The following is a 17981-nucleotide window of genomic DNA, read 5'->3' as shown; positions in this document are numbered from 1 at the left end:
TGAATTTTTAATCTTCTAATAAAACCTCTAAAATACTAATAGCGGCATCGCTAATTTTAGTTCCAGGACCAAAAACCGCAACCGCTCCGGCATCAAATAAATATTGGTAATCTTGCGCTGGGATAACACCACCTACAATCACCATAATATCTTCGCGACCGTATTTTTTCAATTCTTCAATAACTTGAGGAACTAATGTTTTGTGTCCCGCTGCTAAAGAAGAAACGCCTAAAATATGTACGTCGTTTTCAACGGCTTGTTTGGCTGCTTCTTGTGGCGTTTGGAATAATGGTCCAATGTCTACGTCAAAACCTACATCGGCATAACCTGTCGCTACTACTTTGGCACCACGATCGTGACCGTCTTGTCCCATTTTGGCAATCATAATTCTTGGGCGACGTCCCTCTTTTTTAGCAAAGGCATCTGCTAATTGTTTTGCTTTTTCAAAGCTTTCGTCGTTTTTAATTTCTTTACTATACACGCCGCTAAAACTTCTAATTTGTGCTTTGTATCTTCCGAAAACAGTTTCTAAGGCATCGCTAATTTCCCCTAAAGTGGCTCTGTTGCGAGCTGCATCTACTGCTAAATCTAATAAGTTGCCGTTTCCTGTTTTTGCACATTCGGTTAGTTTGGCTAAACATTCGGCTACTTTTGCGTTATCACGCGTTGCTTTTATTTGATCCAAACGCTCAATTTGTTGTTTACGAACGGTTTGGTTATCGACTTCTAAAATATGTAACGGATCTTCTTTCTCTAAACGGTATTTGTTTACGCCAACAATAATATCTTGTCCGCTGTCAATACGCGCTTGTTTTCGTGCTGCCGCTTCTTCAATACGTAGTTTTGGAATTCCTGCTTCAATTGCTTTAGTCATACCGCCTAATTCTTCTACTTCCTGAATTAAAGCCCATGCTTTTTCTGCAATTTCAGCTGTTAAACTTTCTACATAATAACTTCCTGCCCAAGGATCAACGGTTTTACAAATTTTGGTTTCTTCTTGTAAGTAGATTTGTGTATTACGAGCAATACGCGCTGAAAAATCGGTTGGTAAAGCAATGGCTTCGTCCAATGCATTGGTATGTAACGATTGTGTTCCACCAAATGCTGCCGCTGCTGCTTCAATTGCTGTTCTTGCAACGTTATTAAAAGGATCTTGCTCGGTTAAACTCCAACCAGAAGTTTGGCAGTGCGTTCTTAATGCTAATGATTTGTCATCTTTTGGATTGAATTGTTTTAATAATTTTGCCCACAACATACGGCCCGCACGCATTTTTGCAATTTCCATGAAATGATTCATACCAATTGCCCAGAAAAACGAAAGGCGAGGAGCGAAGGTATCGATATCCATTCCAGCAGCAATTCCTGTACGAATGTATTCTAAACCATCGGCTAATGTATATGCTAACTCAATATCGGCAGTTGCACCCGCTTCTTGCATGTGGTAACCCGAAATCGAAATCGAGTTGAACTTCGGCATGTTTTTACTCGTATATTCGAAAATATCCGCAATAATTTTCATCGAAGGTGTTGGTGGATAAATGTAAGTATTTCGCACCATGAATTCCTTCAAAATATCATTCTGTATCGTTCCTGATAATAGGTTAGGAGCAACGCCTTGTTCTTCGGCAGCTACGATGTAAAATGCCATGATAGGTAACACAGCACCATTCATGGTCATCGAAACCGACATTTCGCCTAATGGAATTTGGTCGAAAAGAATTTTCATATCTTCCACCGAATCAATGGCAACTCCAGCTTTTCCAACATCACCAACTACTCGCTCGTGATTAGAATCGTATCCTCTATGTGTGGCTAAATCGAAGGCGACTGATAATCCTTTTTGTCCCGCCGCTAAGTTTCTTCTGTAAAAAGCATTACTTTCTTCTGCAGTTGAAAATCCTGCATATTGGCGAATTGTCCAAGGTCGGCGAACGTACATGGTTGCATACGGTCCGCGTAAATTTGGTGCAAAACCTGCTGCAAAACCAATATGTTCTAAGTTATTACTGTCTTCTTCAGAATAAGTTGGTTTTACTTCAATTCCTTCAGCAGTTGTGAAGTTCTCGACTCCGCTCGAACTGACAGTTTCTGGTTTTGTACTTTTTACTAATTGTAAATCTTGTATGTTTTTTCTCATCTCTTGATGGGATTATTCGTGATAACTTCCTCCAAAAAGGAAGGCAAAAATGATAAATAAAATAGGACTAAAACAAAGTAGAAATCCTATAAAAATTCCAAGTAATGAAAGGTTTCTTCTTTTATTGTTTTTAGTTTTAAATCCTTTAAAAAGACTATAAAAACTAAATCCTAAAGTTAAGATTCCAATAATTACTAATATAGAAAATACATTACTCACTTGCTAATCGTTCTTGTTCTAATTTTTCGGCTAATCTTCTCTCAATTATTGGAGTAATTAGCGTTTTTCTAGCGTTTTGTTTTACAAAAGGATACAATTCCAAATCGTTTTTCATCATATCATTTTTGTTTGGATATTTGTTTGTACCCAATAAAACTTCTTTTCCAGAATCGAAAAGGTCTTGTTCTTTATCAGCGCTTTCTTTAATTTTTCGTTGGATAGTTCCATCAACTAATTGCGTGATTAAACCTCCATTTGCTTCAATATCTTTGAAAAGTTCTAAAGCTTTTTCAGCTAACTGTTCGGTTAAGGTTTCAATATAGTAAGCACCGTCAGTTGCATTGTTTACTTTGTCGAAATAACTTTCGTTCTTTAAAACTAATAATTGATTTCGGGCGATGCGGTTACCAAATTCATTTTCTTTGTGATAAATAGCATCGTAATTACTGTTAATTACAACATCGGCTCCACCCAAAATAGCACTCATACATTCGGTAGTGGTACGTAACATGTTTACGTTGTAGTCGTAAAGTGTTTTATTTCTTTTTGTTGGAGTAGCTATAATTTGAAAACCAGCCGTGAAATTGTATTCTTTTGCTAGCGTTTCTAACAATAATCGAAGTGCTTTTAGTTTAGCGATTTCGAAAAAATAATTGGAACCAACAGCAACTTCAACAGTTATTTTTTGTTGAATAGTTTCTATTCTATTGAAGTATTCATTTACGTGAGCCAGAGTGTAAGCTAATTGCTGAACCATATTGGCTCCAGCGTTTTGGTACACTTCAGATTTTATGGTTAAAAAAGATGACTTACAGTTTTTATTAAGTTGGTTTAAAGTGTTGAAATCGGTTTCTAAATTGGTAAACCAATTTCCATCTAAAACTAATTGACCAATAGGATCTATTAAAAGATTACCATTTTCAATAGTATTAAATTTAGAAACGAAATCGTTTGAAAGGAAAGGCAAATAAAAAAAAGCTGCTTTGGTTTTGGTAAACTCAATAAGTTCTTCAATATTTTTTTCATCATTAGGAATTGTGAAATAAACCACATCAGCTCCTTTTTGAATAAACTCGCTAGCTTTTTTTACTGATAATTTTTCTTCCTGAACAAATATTTTTTGTCCAATTTTGAAAGGATCATTTGGAGTTGAATATGTGTATTTTTTTTCAAACTCATCGCTTCCATAAAAAGGTTTTACTTTAATTCCTTCCAAGCTTTCCCAAACTAAGGTTTCGTTATAATCGGCACCTTTAAGTTCGACTTGAATTTTCTGTTTCCATTCTTTCGATGAAACTTTTTCGAATTCGGTAAATAGTTTATCGTTTGCCATTTTTAAATGGATTATAAAATTTCAATTAAAATTTTGTTTGTTCTACTTGCTCTTCGCCTTCTTTTTCAATTATATAAACGTCTTCATTTTCTCGTTTCATATAATATTGTTCGCGAGCATATTTTTCAATCTGATCTGGATTTTTAAGCTTCTTAATTCTAACGCTATCTTGATAGATTTCAGATTTATAGTAATCGATATTATCTTCTAATTCATCGATTTCTTTATTTAAAACTCGATGTTCAAGATAAGAGTAATTGTCTAGAAAAAGCATCCATAGTAAAAAAAACAAAAGCACAATAACATATCTGTTTCCTAAGTATTTAAGAAAAGGATAACGGTTAATTATGTCTTTAATTTTTTTCAATTATCGAATACGTTGTTTAATAACAGCTCTTACTACATCAATAGCAACAGTGTTGTATTTGTCGTTTGGTATAATAATATCTGCGTAAGCTTTTGTAGGTTCAATAAATTGCTCGTGCATTGGTTTTAAGGTGTTTTGATAACGATTTAAAACCTCTTCCATATCTCTTCCACGCTCAGCAATATCGCGTTTTAATCTTCGGATTAATCTTTCATCAGAATCAGCATGTACAAACACTTTAATGTCAAACATGTCTCTTAATTCAGGATTTGTAAAAATTAAAATTCCTTCAACAATCATTACTGTTCTCGGATGCGTAACTATTGTATCGTCTGTTCTATCATGTGTAACAAAAGAATAAATGGGCTGTTCGATAACATTTCCAGCTTTAAGTTCTTTTAAGTGTTGTACTAATAATTCGAAATCAATTGCTCTAGGATGATCAAAATTAATTTTAGTTCTTTCTTCGTAAGAAAGGTGATGCGTTTCTTTATAATAAGAATCCTGAGAAATAATTCCCACTTCAGTGGCAGGAAGTTCATTCATAATTTGATGAACTACAGTAGTTTTTCCACTTCCTGTTCCTCCAGCGATACCGATAATTAGCATAGTTATGTATTGAATAAATTTAGTAAACAAAAGTACTAATTAATACTGAATGCAAGGTCTTTTTTATGGTAATTTGGTATAGCATAAAAAATAGCATAAAAAAAATCCTTTCTGGTTGTACAGAAAGGATTTATCTTTTTAGATTAAGGATTACTAAAGTGATCTTGATTATTAGGTTGTTGCTAAAGCAAAAACCAACACCGTTGGTGTTTATTAACTTTTTTATTTGTGTAAATAAAAATGTTTCTTTAATAACACAAAACAAAAAAAAGTCAATAATCTAATGACTATTGACTTTGCTTTGTCGGGGTGGCAGGATTCGAACCTGCGACCTCCTGGTCCCAAACCAGGCGCGATGACCGGGCTACGCTACACCCCGAAAATGAGAGTGCAAATATAAAGGTATTTTTCGGTATTCAAAATATTTTGAATAATAAATTTGAATTATTTTTCAATAGTAAATTCTAATAAAAAAATAAGATAAATAAGAGTATAAACACTTAAATTTGCTTTCCATTAATAATAAAGAATTATGTCAAACGAAATAGAAAGAGTAAAATGTTTAATAATTGGTTCTGGTCCTGCGGGTTACACTGCAGCAATTTATGCGGCTAGAGCTAATATGTTTCCAGTATTATATCAAGGTCAGCAACCAGGAGGACAATTAACCACTACAAATGAAGTGGAAAATTTTCCTGGATATCCTGATGGAATTACTGGTCCAGAAATGATGATACAATTACAAGCGCAAGCAAAACGTTTTGGAACGGATATTCGTGATGGTTGGGCAACAAAAGTTGATTTTTCTGGAGAAGTTCATAAAGTTTGGATTAACGAAACAATTGAAATTCATGCTGATACTGTAATTATTTCTACAGGAGCTTCTGCAAAGTATTTAGGTTTAGATTCGGAACAACATTATTTAAAACTTGGTGGTGGAGTTTCTGCTTGTGCAGTTTGTGATGGATTCTTCTACAGAAATCAAGAAGTTGTAATTGTTGGAGCAGGAGATAGTGCATGTGAAGAAGCTCACTACTTATCGCAAATTTGTAAAAAAGTGACCATGCTAGTGAGAAGTGATAAATTTAGAGCTTCAAAAATTATGGAGGATCGTGTGCGTAAGACTCCTAATATTGAAATTTTAATGCATACTGAAACGGAAGAAGTTTTAGGTGACGGACAAGTGGTTACAGCAGTTAGAGCTAAAAATAGAACAACGGGTGAAAGTATTGAAATTCCTGCAACAGGTTTCTTTGTGGCAATTGGACATAAACCCAATACAGATATTTTCAAAGATTTTCTTGATTTAGATGAGACAGGATACATTATAAATGTACCGGGAACTGCAAAAACAAATGTTCCAGGTGTGTTTGTAGGTGGAGATGCTGCAGATCATGTGTATCGTCAAGCAATTACAGCGGCTGGTACTGGATGTATGGCAGCTTTAGACGCAGAGCGTTATTTGGCTTCTAAAATGTAATTATAGATTATAGTTTAAATTAATAAAACCAGCTTTTAAGCTGGTTTTATTATAGGTGTGAATCAAGTTAAGATTAATCTTTTCATTCTTTATAAAGTCGGGCTTTTTGAGTGCCTAAAATGGGATATACTTTTACTTCCGGAATTTCTTCTGTTCCTTTACCTGTAGTTGTTACTTTGGTAGTATTGGTAAACAAAATTTCGAAATCCATATAATTTTCATAAAACTTTTCGGTCGTGGTAATTAAATTCCCGTTGACTTCAAACATTGAAAAAATACTGTTGTCAAAAACCGAAGCTTGTAAAAGAATTCCGTTGTTTTCGTCTATTATATATTGTCCGTTAGTTTTGTTTTTTTCAATTAAAAAATAGTTACGCGGCTCTTTATTGTAAACTAAAACATATTTATAAGTACCAATTGTATCTGTCTTGGAAAAGTGAAATTCCATGTCGATTTCCTTTTTACCTTTTGCACTTACAATTTCGAGTTTACCTTTATAAGTGCCTAAAAAATCATCGGGAAAAGTTTTAGTTTGTCCGAAACCAATTTCAAAAATGAAAAGACATATTATGTAAACAACATATTTCAATTAGAATTCTTTTTTGAATAAAGTTGTCGAATTTGTGAATTTTGTTACTGTGATTTTTGGTTCACCATATAATCTAATTTCACTTTTTCCCGAAGCCGTAATATTTACTTGTTCTACCACATTAACGTCAGCTTTAGCATAACCTTCAATAGCAATTTCTAAATTTTTGGCACTGAATTTTTTAGCATCTAAAATGCTACTATTGTCTAAACGAAGTTTAAGGTTTTCGGTGTCACCTTCAATTTTAGCTTCGCTTTTTTCATACATATCAATTTTTACTTCAGGTGAAGCTACAAGTGCTTTTAATTCGGCATCTTTGCTTAATTCTAAAGTTGTATTTTGAGCTTTAACATTTAATTCAGCTTCTGCTTTATCATTTAAAATTAGAGTAAAATATTCCGATTTTACATTTAAAAATGATTTAGATTTATCATAGTTTTTAATAGTAACATTTTCGGCTTGAAGTTCGTTTAATGCATTAACTCTTGTTTCGCCTTTGGCAACAACTAATTTTAAATTTTCAGTGTAATTAACACGAATAGAAAACTTTTTTGCACCAATTACATCTTTTAAGGAGAAAATTCTCAGCGTATTTCCTGCGACAGAAAAATTAATAGCATCGTGTAAATTATCATCGGCTTCAATTTCTAAAGAAGGTTTATCAGCTTTAACCAAAAAAACTTCTAAGTTATCTTCAACTTCAACATTGACAAAACTTTCAAGATCAGTCACTGTATGGGTTACAATTTTTGATCCTTTTATTTTTTCTTTCTTTTGTCCAAATGTTACTGATGTTGCGAAAACAAGAGCAAATAATACGATAATTTTCTTCATTTTAGTTTTGTTTTTCTAAGCTTTTACAAGAATTATTCCAAAGCTATAAACAAACCTACACAAAAAAAATATTTTGAACAATAAAAAAGAAAAAATCCCAATTTCTTGGGATTTTTAGAAGTTGAACATAGTTCAGATTGATACTATTATTAGTTATTTAATTTATTGTTTCGAAATACTTCCACCCGAATTTTCGTCTAGAGTAACTTCTTTTGGACTTGATAGATAATCAATAGAACTCCCACTTGAAGCGTTTGCTTTTAATTTGTTTTTAGCATTAACAGTAGTAGAACTTCCGCTCGATGAATCTGAACTCACATTTTCGGCTACTAACTTAGATAAATTAATAGAGCTGCCACTTGATGAGCTTGTTGTAACATCTATTGCTTCTCCACTAACATTTATTTCGCTTCCGCTACTACTATCACAAGTTAATTTTTGCGATTTAATAGTTAATTTCATTTCGCTTCCACCGCTAGAATCTAATTTTAAAATATCGCTAACAATAGTATTTTGACTTTCTAAGCTTGCGCCACTTGAAGTTGAAATTGTTTGTACAACAGGCATTTCGATATATACTTTTCGTGCACTTGATTTGTAAATGTTTTGATCGCAATACACTTTTAAAGTATTGTTTTCTACTTCAGTTTTAATGTGATCTTGCAAGTTAGAATCGGCTTCTACTTCTACAAAAAAGTTATTACCTTGTTTAATTACCACTTCTAAACCAGTATTTGCATCTACAGCAGTAAAATTGGTTACTTTTCTTTTTGAAGTAGTTACGTTACCATCGCCTGAAATCGAATTAAAATTAACGCAACTGGTCATGAACAATGCAATTAGCGTTGCTACAATAATTTTAGTTAATTGAATAATTAGTTTGATCATGGTTGTTTTTTAAAGTTGTTTATTTTGTTTGAATATCTAAATGATTTTCATCTACATTTATTTTTAATTCTTTATTATTTAATTTAATAGTTAAGTTTTCATTTATAGTGTCGTTTTCCTCTTCTTCATTTGGACAAGTTAAACACTCTAATTCTTTGTCTACTAATTGGTAATAATTGTTTTCGTCTCCATAATAAATGTTGATTTCAGAATTCCAAGACGATAAGTAATGACTTACGGTTTCATCTGGATAAATAATAATTCCTTTAGGTAAATATAAATAGATATGAACTTCTTGATCTCTAAACTTATTTTCAAAATCTGTTGTAAAAAAGTTGTCTAAATTAATGTTATTTCCTTGTATTTCAAAATGATAGTTAATTTTTTCTGCAAATTTTTTAGCATCAGTGTGCGATTTTCCGTTAGCTGTTTTTGCAACTTGAATGTATGGAGTTGCTTCTTCAGTTCTCATTAAATGTAAACGAACATCGTTAGAAAATATTACTTCATTATTATTTTCGTCGTGCGTATATTTTTTTGAAGTTCTATCGTCAATATGTTTTGTAAAGAAATCATTATACTTCATTTTAATGTATAACGTATCTGTAGGTTGTATTACAATTTCTTGTTTTTGTTCTACGCGTCCTTCAATACTTTTTTCAGTTACTTGTTGTATTCCTAAATAGGTAATAGCAATTATTGAAACAATCCAAATGGCTAATAATGAATATTTAAAATAGTTTCCTATTGGGCGCATATTAGTAACCAAAAGTTTTAAACCTAAGATTAGTAAAAATAACATAGGAATGCCAATGCTTAATAGCATTAAAAATCCTTGAATCCATAATGGAACAGTAAATTCAAAAGGAACATCATAATGGTTAAAGATAAAATGTTCAGGTAACGAAGAAGAAAAAATCATAATTACACTAAAAATAAGTATCCCTAAAAGTGAACCCGCAGCAAAAAGAATAATAAATACTCCAATTATTTTACCTATTGCTTTGAAAATAGCCAAAAAAATGTCGCCAATTGTTGTTGCTATTTGATTAGCACCAGATTTTGCTGTGTTGGTGATTTTTTCATGATCTAAATTGTTTATTTTATCTGAAATTTCACCAATTCCTTCCTTTACTTTTTTCTCGATATTTGAAATGTTAATCGGTTCGCCACGCATCTCTAATTTTTGCGAAGTCGTAACCGCTTCTGGAATTAAAATCCATAAGACTAAATAAATTAACAACGATGTTCCAAAGCTTATAAAAGGAGAGATTATGAATAAGACTCTCACCCAAAGCGGATCGATATTAAAATAATGACCTAAACCAGCAGCAACACCACCTAATATTGAATTGTCTCTATCTCTATATAATCTTCTTGTTTTTGAAGAATAGTTTGAACTAGAATAATTAGATTTTGAATGATATGTAGGTTCTTCGTCAATTCTATAATCTTCTGGTTGCCCCATTATCGCAATAACTTCGTCAACTTCTACAAGACTAATTACTTGATTTTCGTTTTTAAGTTTTTCTTGAAAAAGTTCCGCAATACGACTTTCGATATCTTTAATTATTTCTTCACGACCTTCTGGATCTAGAGAGCGTCTTACAGCGTCGAAATAACGAGTAAGTTTTTGGTAAGCATCTTCATCTATATGAAAGAAAAAACCACCTAAATTTATGCTTATTGTTTTGTTCATGACTTTTAGTTTTGATTGGATTGAGTTATGATATTTACGGCATCAGATAATTCGGTCCAAGTGCCATTTAATTCTTTTAAAAATTCTTGTCCATCTTCGGTTAAACCATAATATTTTCTTGGTGGTCCCGATGTAGATTCTTCCCATCTATAGTTTAATAACCCATCGTTTTTTAGTCGTGTCAACAAAGGGTAAACTGTTCCTTCTACCACTAGAAGGCGCGCATTTTTTAAAGTTTCTAGAATTTCTGATGTGTACGCTTCTTTGTCTTTTAAAACCGACAAAATACAGAACTCCAAAACACCTTTACGCATTTGTGCTTTTGTGTTTTCAATATTCATAATTCTTTTCTTTTTTGCTATCTGATTGATTTTCAGATAAAATTAGACTGTTCATTTTTTGATGATGATTTTTTCCGCTACGCTCCAAACAATTCGGCTACGCCTCGGGTGATTGATTGATGATGATTTTTATTTAATAAAATTTATAGTCAAAGGATATTTATATAAGTATCCATCTGCACTTTTGTAAGCTGCATAGATTACTAAAAAGAACTCTGATAATTTTAGTAATACAAATAATAACAAAGCAACAAAACCTACTAAAATCATTCCTGTTATATTTTGGCTCGAAATGATATCATTAAATTCTAATACATTGTGATTTAATTCTGCTATATTAATTAAGTTAAATAACCAAATTACAAATGTTGGTATAGCAATTACTGCGAAAACAAGCGAATACAATAACATACTTAATTGAAAATTTAAAGCTTGTTTACCATGATGATTTATAAATTCAGATTTATCTTTGTTAGAAGTCCATATTATTAATGGAAAAATATAATTTCCAAATGGAATAATAAATTGAGATAAAGCACTTAAATGTGTTATTGAAGCTAAGCTTCTTTCGTTTGATGTTTTCATCTTTTTTGTTTTTTATGTTTATTAATGATACTAAAAAGAAAACCTAGTTCATTACATAAGCAACTAATTTCTTTTACAAAGATAAGTCTAAAAAAAGGTATTGTGTTACGCATAGTACCTAAAATTAACATTTTTTTAACAAATGTAAATTTATTATGAATGCATAGTATTTTTTGTATATTTACCAAAAATACAAGGAATATGCAGTTTACACCGTCAAAATTGAACACATTTATGTTTTTTAAATTACCTTCTGCTTATTGGAGTGGCGTAAGAGTAAAAAGCATTTCACCAGAAACTTGTCAGGTGCAAGTAAAACACAAATGGATGAACCAAAACCCATTTAACTCAATGTATTTTGCCGTTCAAGCTATGGCTGCCGAATTTACAACTGGAGCTTTAGTAATGTATCAAATAAAAGAAAGTGGTAAAAGTATTTCGATGCTTGTTGCTCAAAATAAGGCGGTTTTTACAAAAAAGGCGACAGGTTTAATTACTTTTAAATGTGTCGAAGGAAATTTAATTAAAGAAACTATCGATAAAGCTGTTGCGACAGGTGAAGGGCAAACGATTTGGTTAACATCAATTGGTGTAAACGAAAAAGGGGAACAAGTTTCCGAAATGAAATTTGAATGGACAGTAAGGGTTAGAAGTTAAAAGTTAAAAGTTTCTTATTTAGAAGGCTTAATTTTTGTATTGACAAATTTTCAACATCTTGAAATCAACAACAAATCAAACATCTGTTAACAAAAGTTAATTTACTTACATTTCCATTTCATACTTCGTAAATTTGAAAATAAAGAAAATTAAAAATGAAAGTTTTAGTAACAGGTGCAACAGGTTTAATTGGAAGCGAATTAGTAAAATTATTGCTTCAAAACGGAGTGCATGTTCATTACTTAACCACATCTAAATCCAAGTTAGAGAAAGAAGAAAATTTTAAAGGCTTTTATTGGAATCCAGCAAGTGGAGAAATAGATGCTAATGCTTTCGAAGAAGTTGAAACAATTATTCATTTGGCAGGTGAATCTATTTCAAATAGATGGACGTCCACCAACAAACAAAAAATTATAGAGAGTAGAGTACTTTCTACACGATTATTATATCAATTTTTATCTAAAAATAGTCATAACGTTAATCATTTTATTGCAGCTTCAGCCATTGGGATTTATCCTAATAGTTTAGAAAAAGTTCATACTGAGGAAGATCTAGAGGTCGATAATTCTTTTTTAGGATATGTAGTTGCTAAGTGGGAAGATGAGGTCGATACAATTTCTAAATTAGACATTAAAGTTGCAAAGATTAGAACAGGTTTAGTGCTTTCTAGTAAAGGGGGCGCTTTGTTAGAATTAATAAAACCCATTAAGTTAGGTTTAGGAGCCGCATTAGGAACTGGAAATCAATATCAATCTTGGATACATATTTATGATTTAGTTCATATGTATCATTTTGTGTTGCAAAATAAACTAGAAGGAATTTATAATGCTGTTTCGCCTTATCCCATTTCAAATGAAGGTTTAACTCAAGCGATTGCTAAACAAATTTCTAAGCCGCTATTTTTACCTAATGTTCCTAAAATTGTACTTAAAATAATTTTAGGAGAAATGCATTACTTATTAATTGCAAGTCAGAACGTTAGTGCAAAAAAAATATTAAAAAAAGGATTCCAATTTAAATATGCAACTATAGAAAAAGCATTACAAAACTTATTGCCATTAAAAAGGTAGTCAATTGACTACCTTTTTTTAAAATAACGCTTTTATAATTTGATTTATTTAGATGCTTTTACTTTTATTTCCAAACAAACTTGTCTCTAATATTTTTTAAGTTTTCTCAAATTTCTAAAATTGATCTTTAAAAATCGTTAAATAAAAATTAAAATTTTATCAAATTATAAAATAATCGCTGACAATTTGGCATTTTAGATGCTTTGGCAATACATTTGCACTCTGAATTTTTATTAAAAATTTTTGGAAAATGAGTCAAGAAAATACAGAAAACATAGAAAAAGATAACATTCAACAAGAGAATCAAGAAATTCCACAGCCAGAACTGACAGTAGAAGAGAAGCTTCAAGAAGAATTAGCAAACGAAAAAGATAAATTTTTACGTTTATTTGCAGAGTTTGAAAATTTTAAGAAGAGAACTACTAAAGAAAGAATTGATTTATTTAAAACTGCAAATCAAGAAGTTTTACAAGCAATGTTACCTGTTTTGGATGATTTTGATAGAGCTTGGTCACAAATTTCTAAATCAGAAGATGAAGCACTTGTTAAAGGTGTAGAATTAATTCATGAGAAATTGAAATCTACTTTGACTTCAAAAGGATTAGAATTAGTAGAAATTAAAGTTGGAGATAGTTTTGATGCAGATTTTGCTGAAGCAATAACGCAAATACCAGCTCCTTCAGAAGATTTAAAAGGAAAAATTGTAGATGTAATTGAAAAAGGTTACAAATTAGGAGACAAAATTATTCGTTTTCCTAAAGTGGTAATTGGAAATTAAAAAATATTATGAGTAAGAAAGACTATTACGAAATATTAGGAATCTCAAAAGGTGCATCTGCCGAAGAAATAAAGAAAGCATATCGTAAAAAAGCTATTCAATATCATCCTGATAAAAACCCTGGTGATAAAGAAGCAGAAGAAAACTTTAAAATGGCGGCAGAAGCTTATGAGGTATTGAGCGATGCTGATAAAAAAGCGCGTTACGATCAATATGGTCATGCAGCATTTGATGGAGCAGGCGGATTTGGCGGCGGTCATCACATGAATATGGATGATATTTTTAGTCAATTCGGAGATATTTTTGGTAGTGCTTTTGGTGGCGGATTTTCAGGTTTCGGCGGCGGATTTTCAGGTGGTGGACAACGCAGAGTTAAAGGAAGTAACTTACGAATTAAAGTAAAACTTACACTTGAGGAAATTGTAAATGGAGTTGAGAAAAAAGTAAAAGTAAAACGTAAAGTTCAAGCGAAAGGAGTAACCTATAAAACATGTCCTACTTGTAATGGTTCTGGACAAATAATGAAGGTTGCTAATACTATTTTAGGACGTATGCAAACAGCGACTACGTGTACAACATGTAGTGGTTCTGGTCAAATTTTAGATCATAAACCAAGTGGTGCTGATGCTTACGGAATGATAATGGAAGATGATACAGTTTCTATCAAAATTCCTGCAGGCGTTGTTGATGGTATGCAGTTAAAAGTATCAGGTAAAGGTAACGAGGCACCAGGAAGTAATAGTATTCCAGGAGATTTAATTGTTGCTATCGAAGAACAAGAACACGAGTTTTTAAAACGTGAAGGAGAAAATCTTCACTACGATTTATATATAAGTATAGCAGAAGCTGCTTTAGGCGTTTCAAAAGAAATTGAAGCTGTTGGTGGTAAAGTTAGAATTAAACTTGATGAAGGTATTCAATCTGGTAAAATTTTACGCTTAAGAGGAAAAGGAGTGCCAAGTTTAAACGGTTACGGAAATGGAGATTTGTTAGTACACGTTAATGTGTGGACGCCTAAAAAACTATCAAAAGAGCAGAAAGAATTTTTTGAAAAAATGCTAAACGATGAAAATTTTAAACCTTCTCCAGAAAAAGACGATAAATCTTTTTTTGAAAAAGTAAAAGATATGTTTTCATAATTAAATAAAAATCAATACTTTTGATTTCACTTTTTTAAAAAGTGAATTTTTCTTTTTCATAGCAATTTTTCCCATCCTACGTCAAAATAGGATGGGTTTTTTTGTAACATTTTCTTACATTTACTACTAATAAAGAAACAACAATATTTATAATGAGCAATATTCTTGAAGTTCAAAATGTTGTAAAACAGTATGGCGATTACCGCGCTTTAAATGATGTTTCACTTCATGTTCCTAAAGGAAGTATATATGGTTTACTAGGGCCAAATGGTGCCGGAAAGACTTCTTTAATTAGAATTATCAACCAAATTACAATGCCCGATTCTGGTAAAGTTTTACTAGATGGAGAATTGTTAAATCCTAATCATGTTCAATTTATTGGTTACTTGCCAGAAGAACGCGGCTTGTATAAAACCATGAAAGTTGGCGAGCAATGTTTGTATTTGGCTCAGTTAAAAGGGATGTCGAAACAAGAGGCTCAAAAACAATTAAAATATTGGTTCGATAAATTTGATATTGGCAGTTGGTGGAATAAAAAAATTCAAGAACTTTCAAAAGGTATGGCTCAAAAAGTACAGTTCATTGTAACGGTTCTGCATCAACCAAAATTATTAATATTAGACGAACCATTTTCGGGTTTCGATCCTGTAAATGCTAATTTAATTAAGGACGAAATCATTGAGTTAAATAAAAATGGAACTTCAGTTATTTTTTCAACACACCGAATGGAAAGTGTTGAAGAAATGTGTGATTATATCGCTTTAATTCACAAATCTAATAAGTTAATCGAAGGTAAATTAGAAGATGTAAAACGTGAGTACAGAAGTAATACTTTTCAAGTAGGAATTCTTTCTAATAATGTTGAAGGGTTAATGTACCAACTTACTCAAAAATTTACTGTTGGTCAAACTAATTTTAAATCATTAAACGACGAATTAAAATTAGAAGTTCAATTAGGAGATCATAGTTCAAATGATTTATTATCTGTTTTAACTTCAAACGGACAAGTAACTCATTTTGTTGAGAAAATTCCAAGTGTAAACGATATTTTTATTCAAACTGTAAGCCAAAAATAATGAGTAAGTTAGCTTTAATAATTAAAAGAGAGTTTATTGCAAAAGTTCGTAATAAATCTTTTATTGTAATGACTTTTTTAAGTCCGCTTTTATTTGTTGGAATGGGAGTTCTTATTGGATATTTGGCCTCAATGAATAAAGATTCTGTAACTAAAATTGCTATCTATGATGAAGTAGGTTATCTAAAGAACGATTTTAAAAGTGATAAATTCACGCAATATACCGATTTGTCTCTAATGCCATTCGAAGTTGCAAAAGATACCGCAAGTAAAAGTTATGCAGGTTTATTATTTATTCCAAAAGTAGATTCTATTCAACAATTAAAGGAAAAAGTAGAATACATTTCAGAAGATAGCCCAAGTATTGAGTTTATTTCTGATGTGGAAACAGTTATCGATTCAGCTTTAACTACAGATAATTTAAAAAAACTAGGTTTTGATGCCGGAAAAATAGAATCGGCAAAAGTAAACTCATCATTAAAATTATCTAAATTTTCTGGTGGAGAAAGTTTAAAAGGATTAAATGAAATAAAAGTAGCTATTGGTGGAATAATGGGTTACCTTATTATGATGTTTATTATCATTTATGGAAATTTTGTAATGCGCAGTGTTATTGAAGAAAAAACAAATCGTATTATAGAAATTATTATTTCATCGGTAAAACCTTTCCAATTGATGATGGGTAAAATTATTGGGAATTCACTAGCTGGAATTTTACAATTTTTAATTTGGGTTGTCGTTGGATTAGTTTTAATGTTTGTTGCTCAAAATTTCTTTGGACTTCAAATGGGATCAGGTGCTGTTAATCCAGAATCAGTTCAAATAGCTCAACAATCAGCCGATTTTTCAAAATTACAATTGTATATAACAGAAATAATGAATTTACCTTTAGGTTTAATGATTTCTTGTTTCATCATTTACTTTATTGGTGGTTATTTCTTATATAGTTCATTATACGCAGCTATTGGTGCGGCAGTAGATTCAGAAACCGATTCTCAACAGTTTTTATTACCTATTATAATGCCTTTAATGCTAGGTGTTTATATCGGATTTTTTACAGTAATTAACGACCCTCATGGAACCGTTGCAACTGTATTTTCAATAATTCCTTTTACATCTCCTATTGTAATGTTAATGAGAATTCCATTTCTTGAACCAGAACATTATTGGCAATTAATACTTTCTATAGTTTTATTATTTGCTACCTTTACTTTAGTAGTTTGGTTTGCATCAAAAATATACCGAGTAGGAATTTTAATGTATGGTAAAAAACCAACGTGGGCAGAATTGTTCAAATGGCTTAAATATTAAATATGAAAAAAGAGATTATAGATTTTCTAACCTTTAGAATTATAGATACAGATTCTATAAAGTTTACTGTTTATAATCTCATTTTGCTAATCTTAGCTTTATCCTTAACCGGATTTGTACTAAAGTTTGTTAGAAAAATCGTTACAAGAAAATTACCATTAGAGGATCAAAATAAGTTTGTTAGTGTTTTTCAATTTGCAAAGTATATTGTTTACGTTTTTGTAATCATTTTTACTTTAGATTCTTCTGGTGTTAATGTAAATGTGTTCTTAACAGCTTCAGCTGCAATATTTGTGGGTGTTGGTTTTGCATTACAAACTTTCTTCCAAGATATTATTTCGGGGATATTAATTATTTTAGACCAATCTCTTCATGTTGGCGATATAATTGAAGTAAACGATAAAGTAGGTCAAGTTAAAGAAATAAAATTGCGCACAACCCGAATGGTTACCCGAAACGATAGAGTTATGATTATTCCTAATCATATATTCATGACTGATCCACTTTTTAATTGGACACAAAATTCGAGAACTAATAGAGAACAAGTAGCCATTGGAGTAGCTTATGGAACTGATGTTCAATTGGTAAAAAAACTGTTAGAAGACTGTGTTAAACAAGTAGAAGGAGTTGTTCAGTATGAAAATATAACTGTTTTATTTGAAGATTTTGCCGACTCTTCTTTAAACTTTACTGTAAATTTCTTTGTCGAAAACGGAATGAAAAGCCCTAAAATTAAAAGTGATATTCGTTTCAAAATCGACGCTGCTTTCAAGCAAAATAATATTTCAATACCATTTCCACAACGAGATATTCATATTATTTCGAAGTAAAAAAAAAGAGTTTATTCTCTTCAATTCAATAAAATGAACA

The 17981-nt window shown here is 31.3% G+C and carries 19 protein-coding genes and 1 tRNA gene; 8 read left to right on the top strand and 12 right to left on the bottom strand.

All coding sequences use genetic code 11. The features are described from left to right. Positions 1–7: 7 nt before the first annotated feature. The 6 genes from scpA to GCU34_RS07140 form a co-directional block, all read right to left on the bottom strand. On the bottom strand, positions 8–2137 hold the full coding sequence (scpA, locus tag GCU34_RS07165; RefSeq protein ID WP_072784202.1) for a methylmalonyl-CoA mutase: 2130 nt from the start codon (positions 2135–2137) through the stop codon (positions 8–10). 12 nt (positions 2138–2149) lie between these two features. Beyond that, the gene (locus tag GCU34_RS07160) at positions 2150–2356 is read right to left on the bottom strand and encodes a hypothetical protein (protein WP_072784200.1); all 207 of its coding nucleotides are present in this window, start codon (positions 2354–2356) and stop codon (positions 2150–2152) included. Next, on the bottom strand, positions 2349–3689 hold the full coding sequence (locus GCU34_RS07155; RefSeq protein ID WP_072784199.1) for a methylmalonyl-CoA mutase subunit beta: 1341 nt from the start codon (positions 3687–3689) through the stop codon (positions 2349–2351). The genes GCU34_RS07160 and GCU34_RS07155 overlap by 8 nt, the downstream gene beginning before the upstream one ends. A 25-nt stretch (positions 3690–3714) precedes the next feature. Continuing rightward, positions 3715–3987 carry an FtsB family cell division protein gene (locus tag GCU34_RS07150; RefSeq protein ID WP_317040823.1) on the bottom strand — a complete coding sequence of 91 codons (273 nt, stop codon included), beginning with the start codon at positions 3985–3987 and terminating at the stop codon, positions 3715–3717. A gap of 69 nt (positions 3988–4056) precedes the next feature. Continuing rightward, the gene (udk, locus tag GCU34_RS07145) at positions 4057–4665 is read right to left on the bottom strand and encodes a uridine kinase (RefSeq protein WP_072784197.1); all 609 of its coding nucleotides are present in this window, start codon (positions 4663–4665) and stop codon (positions 4057–4059) included. A gap of 304 nt (positions 4666–4969) precedes the next feature. Continuing rightward, a tRNA-Pro gene (locus GCU34_RS07140) sits at positions 4970–5044 on the bottom strand. 153 nt (positions 5045–5197) lie between these two features. On the opposite strand from GCU34_RS07140, the gene trxB reads away from it, so the two are divergent. Beyond that, entirely contained in the window at positions 5198–6145 is a 948-nt protein-coding gene (gene trxB / locus GCU34_RS07135; RefSeq protein ID WP_072784196.1) for a thioredoxin-disulfide reductase, read from the top strand. Positions 6146–6227: 82 nt separating this feature from the next. Here trxB and GCU34_RS07130 read toward each other — a convergent pair whose 3' ends face one another. The 6 genes from GCU34_RS07130 to GCU34_RS07105 form a co-directional block, all read right to left on the bottom strand. Beyond that, a complete protein-coding gene (locus GCU34_RS07130; RefSeq protein ID WP_072784194.1) occupies positions 6228–6734 on the bottom strand; it encodes a hypothetical protein in 507 nt (168 codons plus the stop codon). After that, complete coding sequence (locus GCU34_RS07125) at positions 6735–7568, bottom strand: GIN domain-containing protein (protein ID WP_072784192.1); 834 nt, start codon at positions 7566–7568, stop codon at positions 6735–6737. Between the two features lie 162 nt (positions 7569–7730). Continuing rightward, positions 7731–8456: a head GIN domain-containing protein gene (locus GCU34_RS07120; protein WP_072784191.1), complete on the bottom strand. Its 726-nt coding sequence runs from the start codon at positions 8454–8456 to the stop codon at positions 7731–7733. Positions 8457–8475: 19 nt separating this feature from the next. After that, positions 8476–10155 carry a PspC domain-containing protein gene (locus tag GCU34_RS07115; protein ID WP_072784189.1) on the bottom strand — a complete coding sequence of 560 codons (1680 nt, stop codon included), beginning with the start codon at positions 10153–10155 and terminating at the stop codon, positions 8476–8478. Between the two features lie 5 nt (positions 10156–10160). After that, a complete protein-coding gene (locus GCU34_RS07110; RefSeq protein WP_072784188.1) occupies positions 10161–10496 on the bottom strand; it encodes a PadR family transcriptional regulator in 336 nt (111 codons plus the stop codon). Positions 10497–10625: 129 nt separating this feature from the next. Continuing rightward, positions 10626–11081: a DUF4870 domain-containing protein gene (locus GCU34_RS07105; protein WP_072784186.1), complete on the bottom strand. Its 456-nt coding sequence runs from the start codon at positions 11079–11081 to the stop codon at positions 10626–10628. A gap of 201 nt (positions 11082–11282) precedes the next feature. Here GCU34_RS07105 and GCU34_RS07100 point away from each other — a divergent pair, with 201 nt between their 5' ends. The 7 genes from GCU34_RS07100 (at position 11283) to GCU34_RS07070 (ending at position 17941) form a co-directional block, all read left to right on the top strand. Then, entirely contained in the window at positions 11283–11738 is a 456-nt protein-coding gene (locus GCU34_RS07100) for a DUF4442 domain-containing protein (protein WP_072784183.1), read from the top strand. A 155-nt stretch (positions 11739–11893) separates the two neighbouring features. Continuing rightward, positions 11894–12808, top strand: coding sequence for a TIGR01777 family oxidoreductase (locus GCU34_RS07095; protein WP_072784181.1), 915 nt, complete (start codon positions 11894–11896; stop codon positions 12806–12808). A gap of 250 nt (positions 12809–13058) precedes the next feature. Continuing rightward, positions 13059–13586, top strand: coding sequence for a nucleotide exchange factor GrpE (locus GCU34_RS07090; protein WP_072784179.1), 528 nt, complete (start codon positions 13059–13061; stop codon positions 13584–13586). Between the two features lie 8 nt (positions 13587–13594). Further along, positions 13595–14725 (top strand): molecular chaperone DnaJ, encoded by a 1131-nt coding sequence (gene dnaJ, locus GCU34_RS07085; RefSeq protein WP_072784178.1) that lies wholly within the window; start codon positions 13595–13597, stop codon positions 14723–14725. Positions 14726–14877: 152 nt separating this feature from the next. Then, positions 14878–15801 (top strand): ABC transporter ATP-binding protein, encoded by a 924-nt coding sequence (locus GCU34_RS07080; RefSeq protein WP_072784176.1) that lies wholly within the window; start codon positions 14878–14880, stop codon positions 15799–15801. After that, the gene (locus GCU34_RS07075) at positions 15801–17111 is read left to right on the top strand and encodes an ABC transporter permease (RefSeq protein ID WP_072784174.1); all 1311 of its coding nucleotides are present in this window, start codon (positions 15801–15803) and stop codon (positions 17109–17111) included. The genes GCU34_RS07080 and GCU34_RS07075 overlap by 1 nt, the downstream gene beginning before the upstream one ends. Positions 17112–17113: 2 nt before the next feature. Then, positions 17114–17941, top strand: a complete 828-nt coding sequence (locus GCU34_RS07070; protein ID WP_072784172.1) for a mechanosensitive ion channel family protein — start codon at positions 17114–17116, stop codon at positions 17939–17941. Positions 17942–17981: the final 40 nt, after the last annotated feature.

The sequence above is a fragment of the Flavobacterium haoranii genome (assembly GCF_009363055.1).
GTDB lineage: Bacteria > Bacteroidota > Bacteroidia > Flavobacteriales > Flavobacteriaceae > Flavobacterium > Flavobacterium haoranii.
Note: the sequence above shows the minus strand (reverse complement) of the source record. Positions and strands in the feature narration are given on the sequence as shown.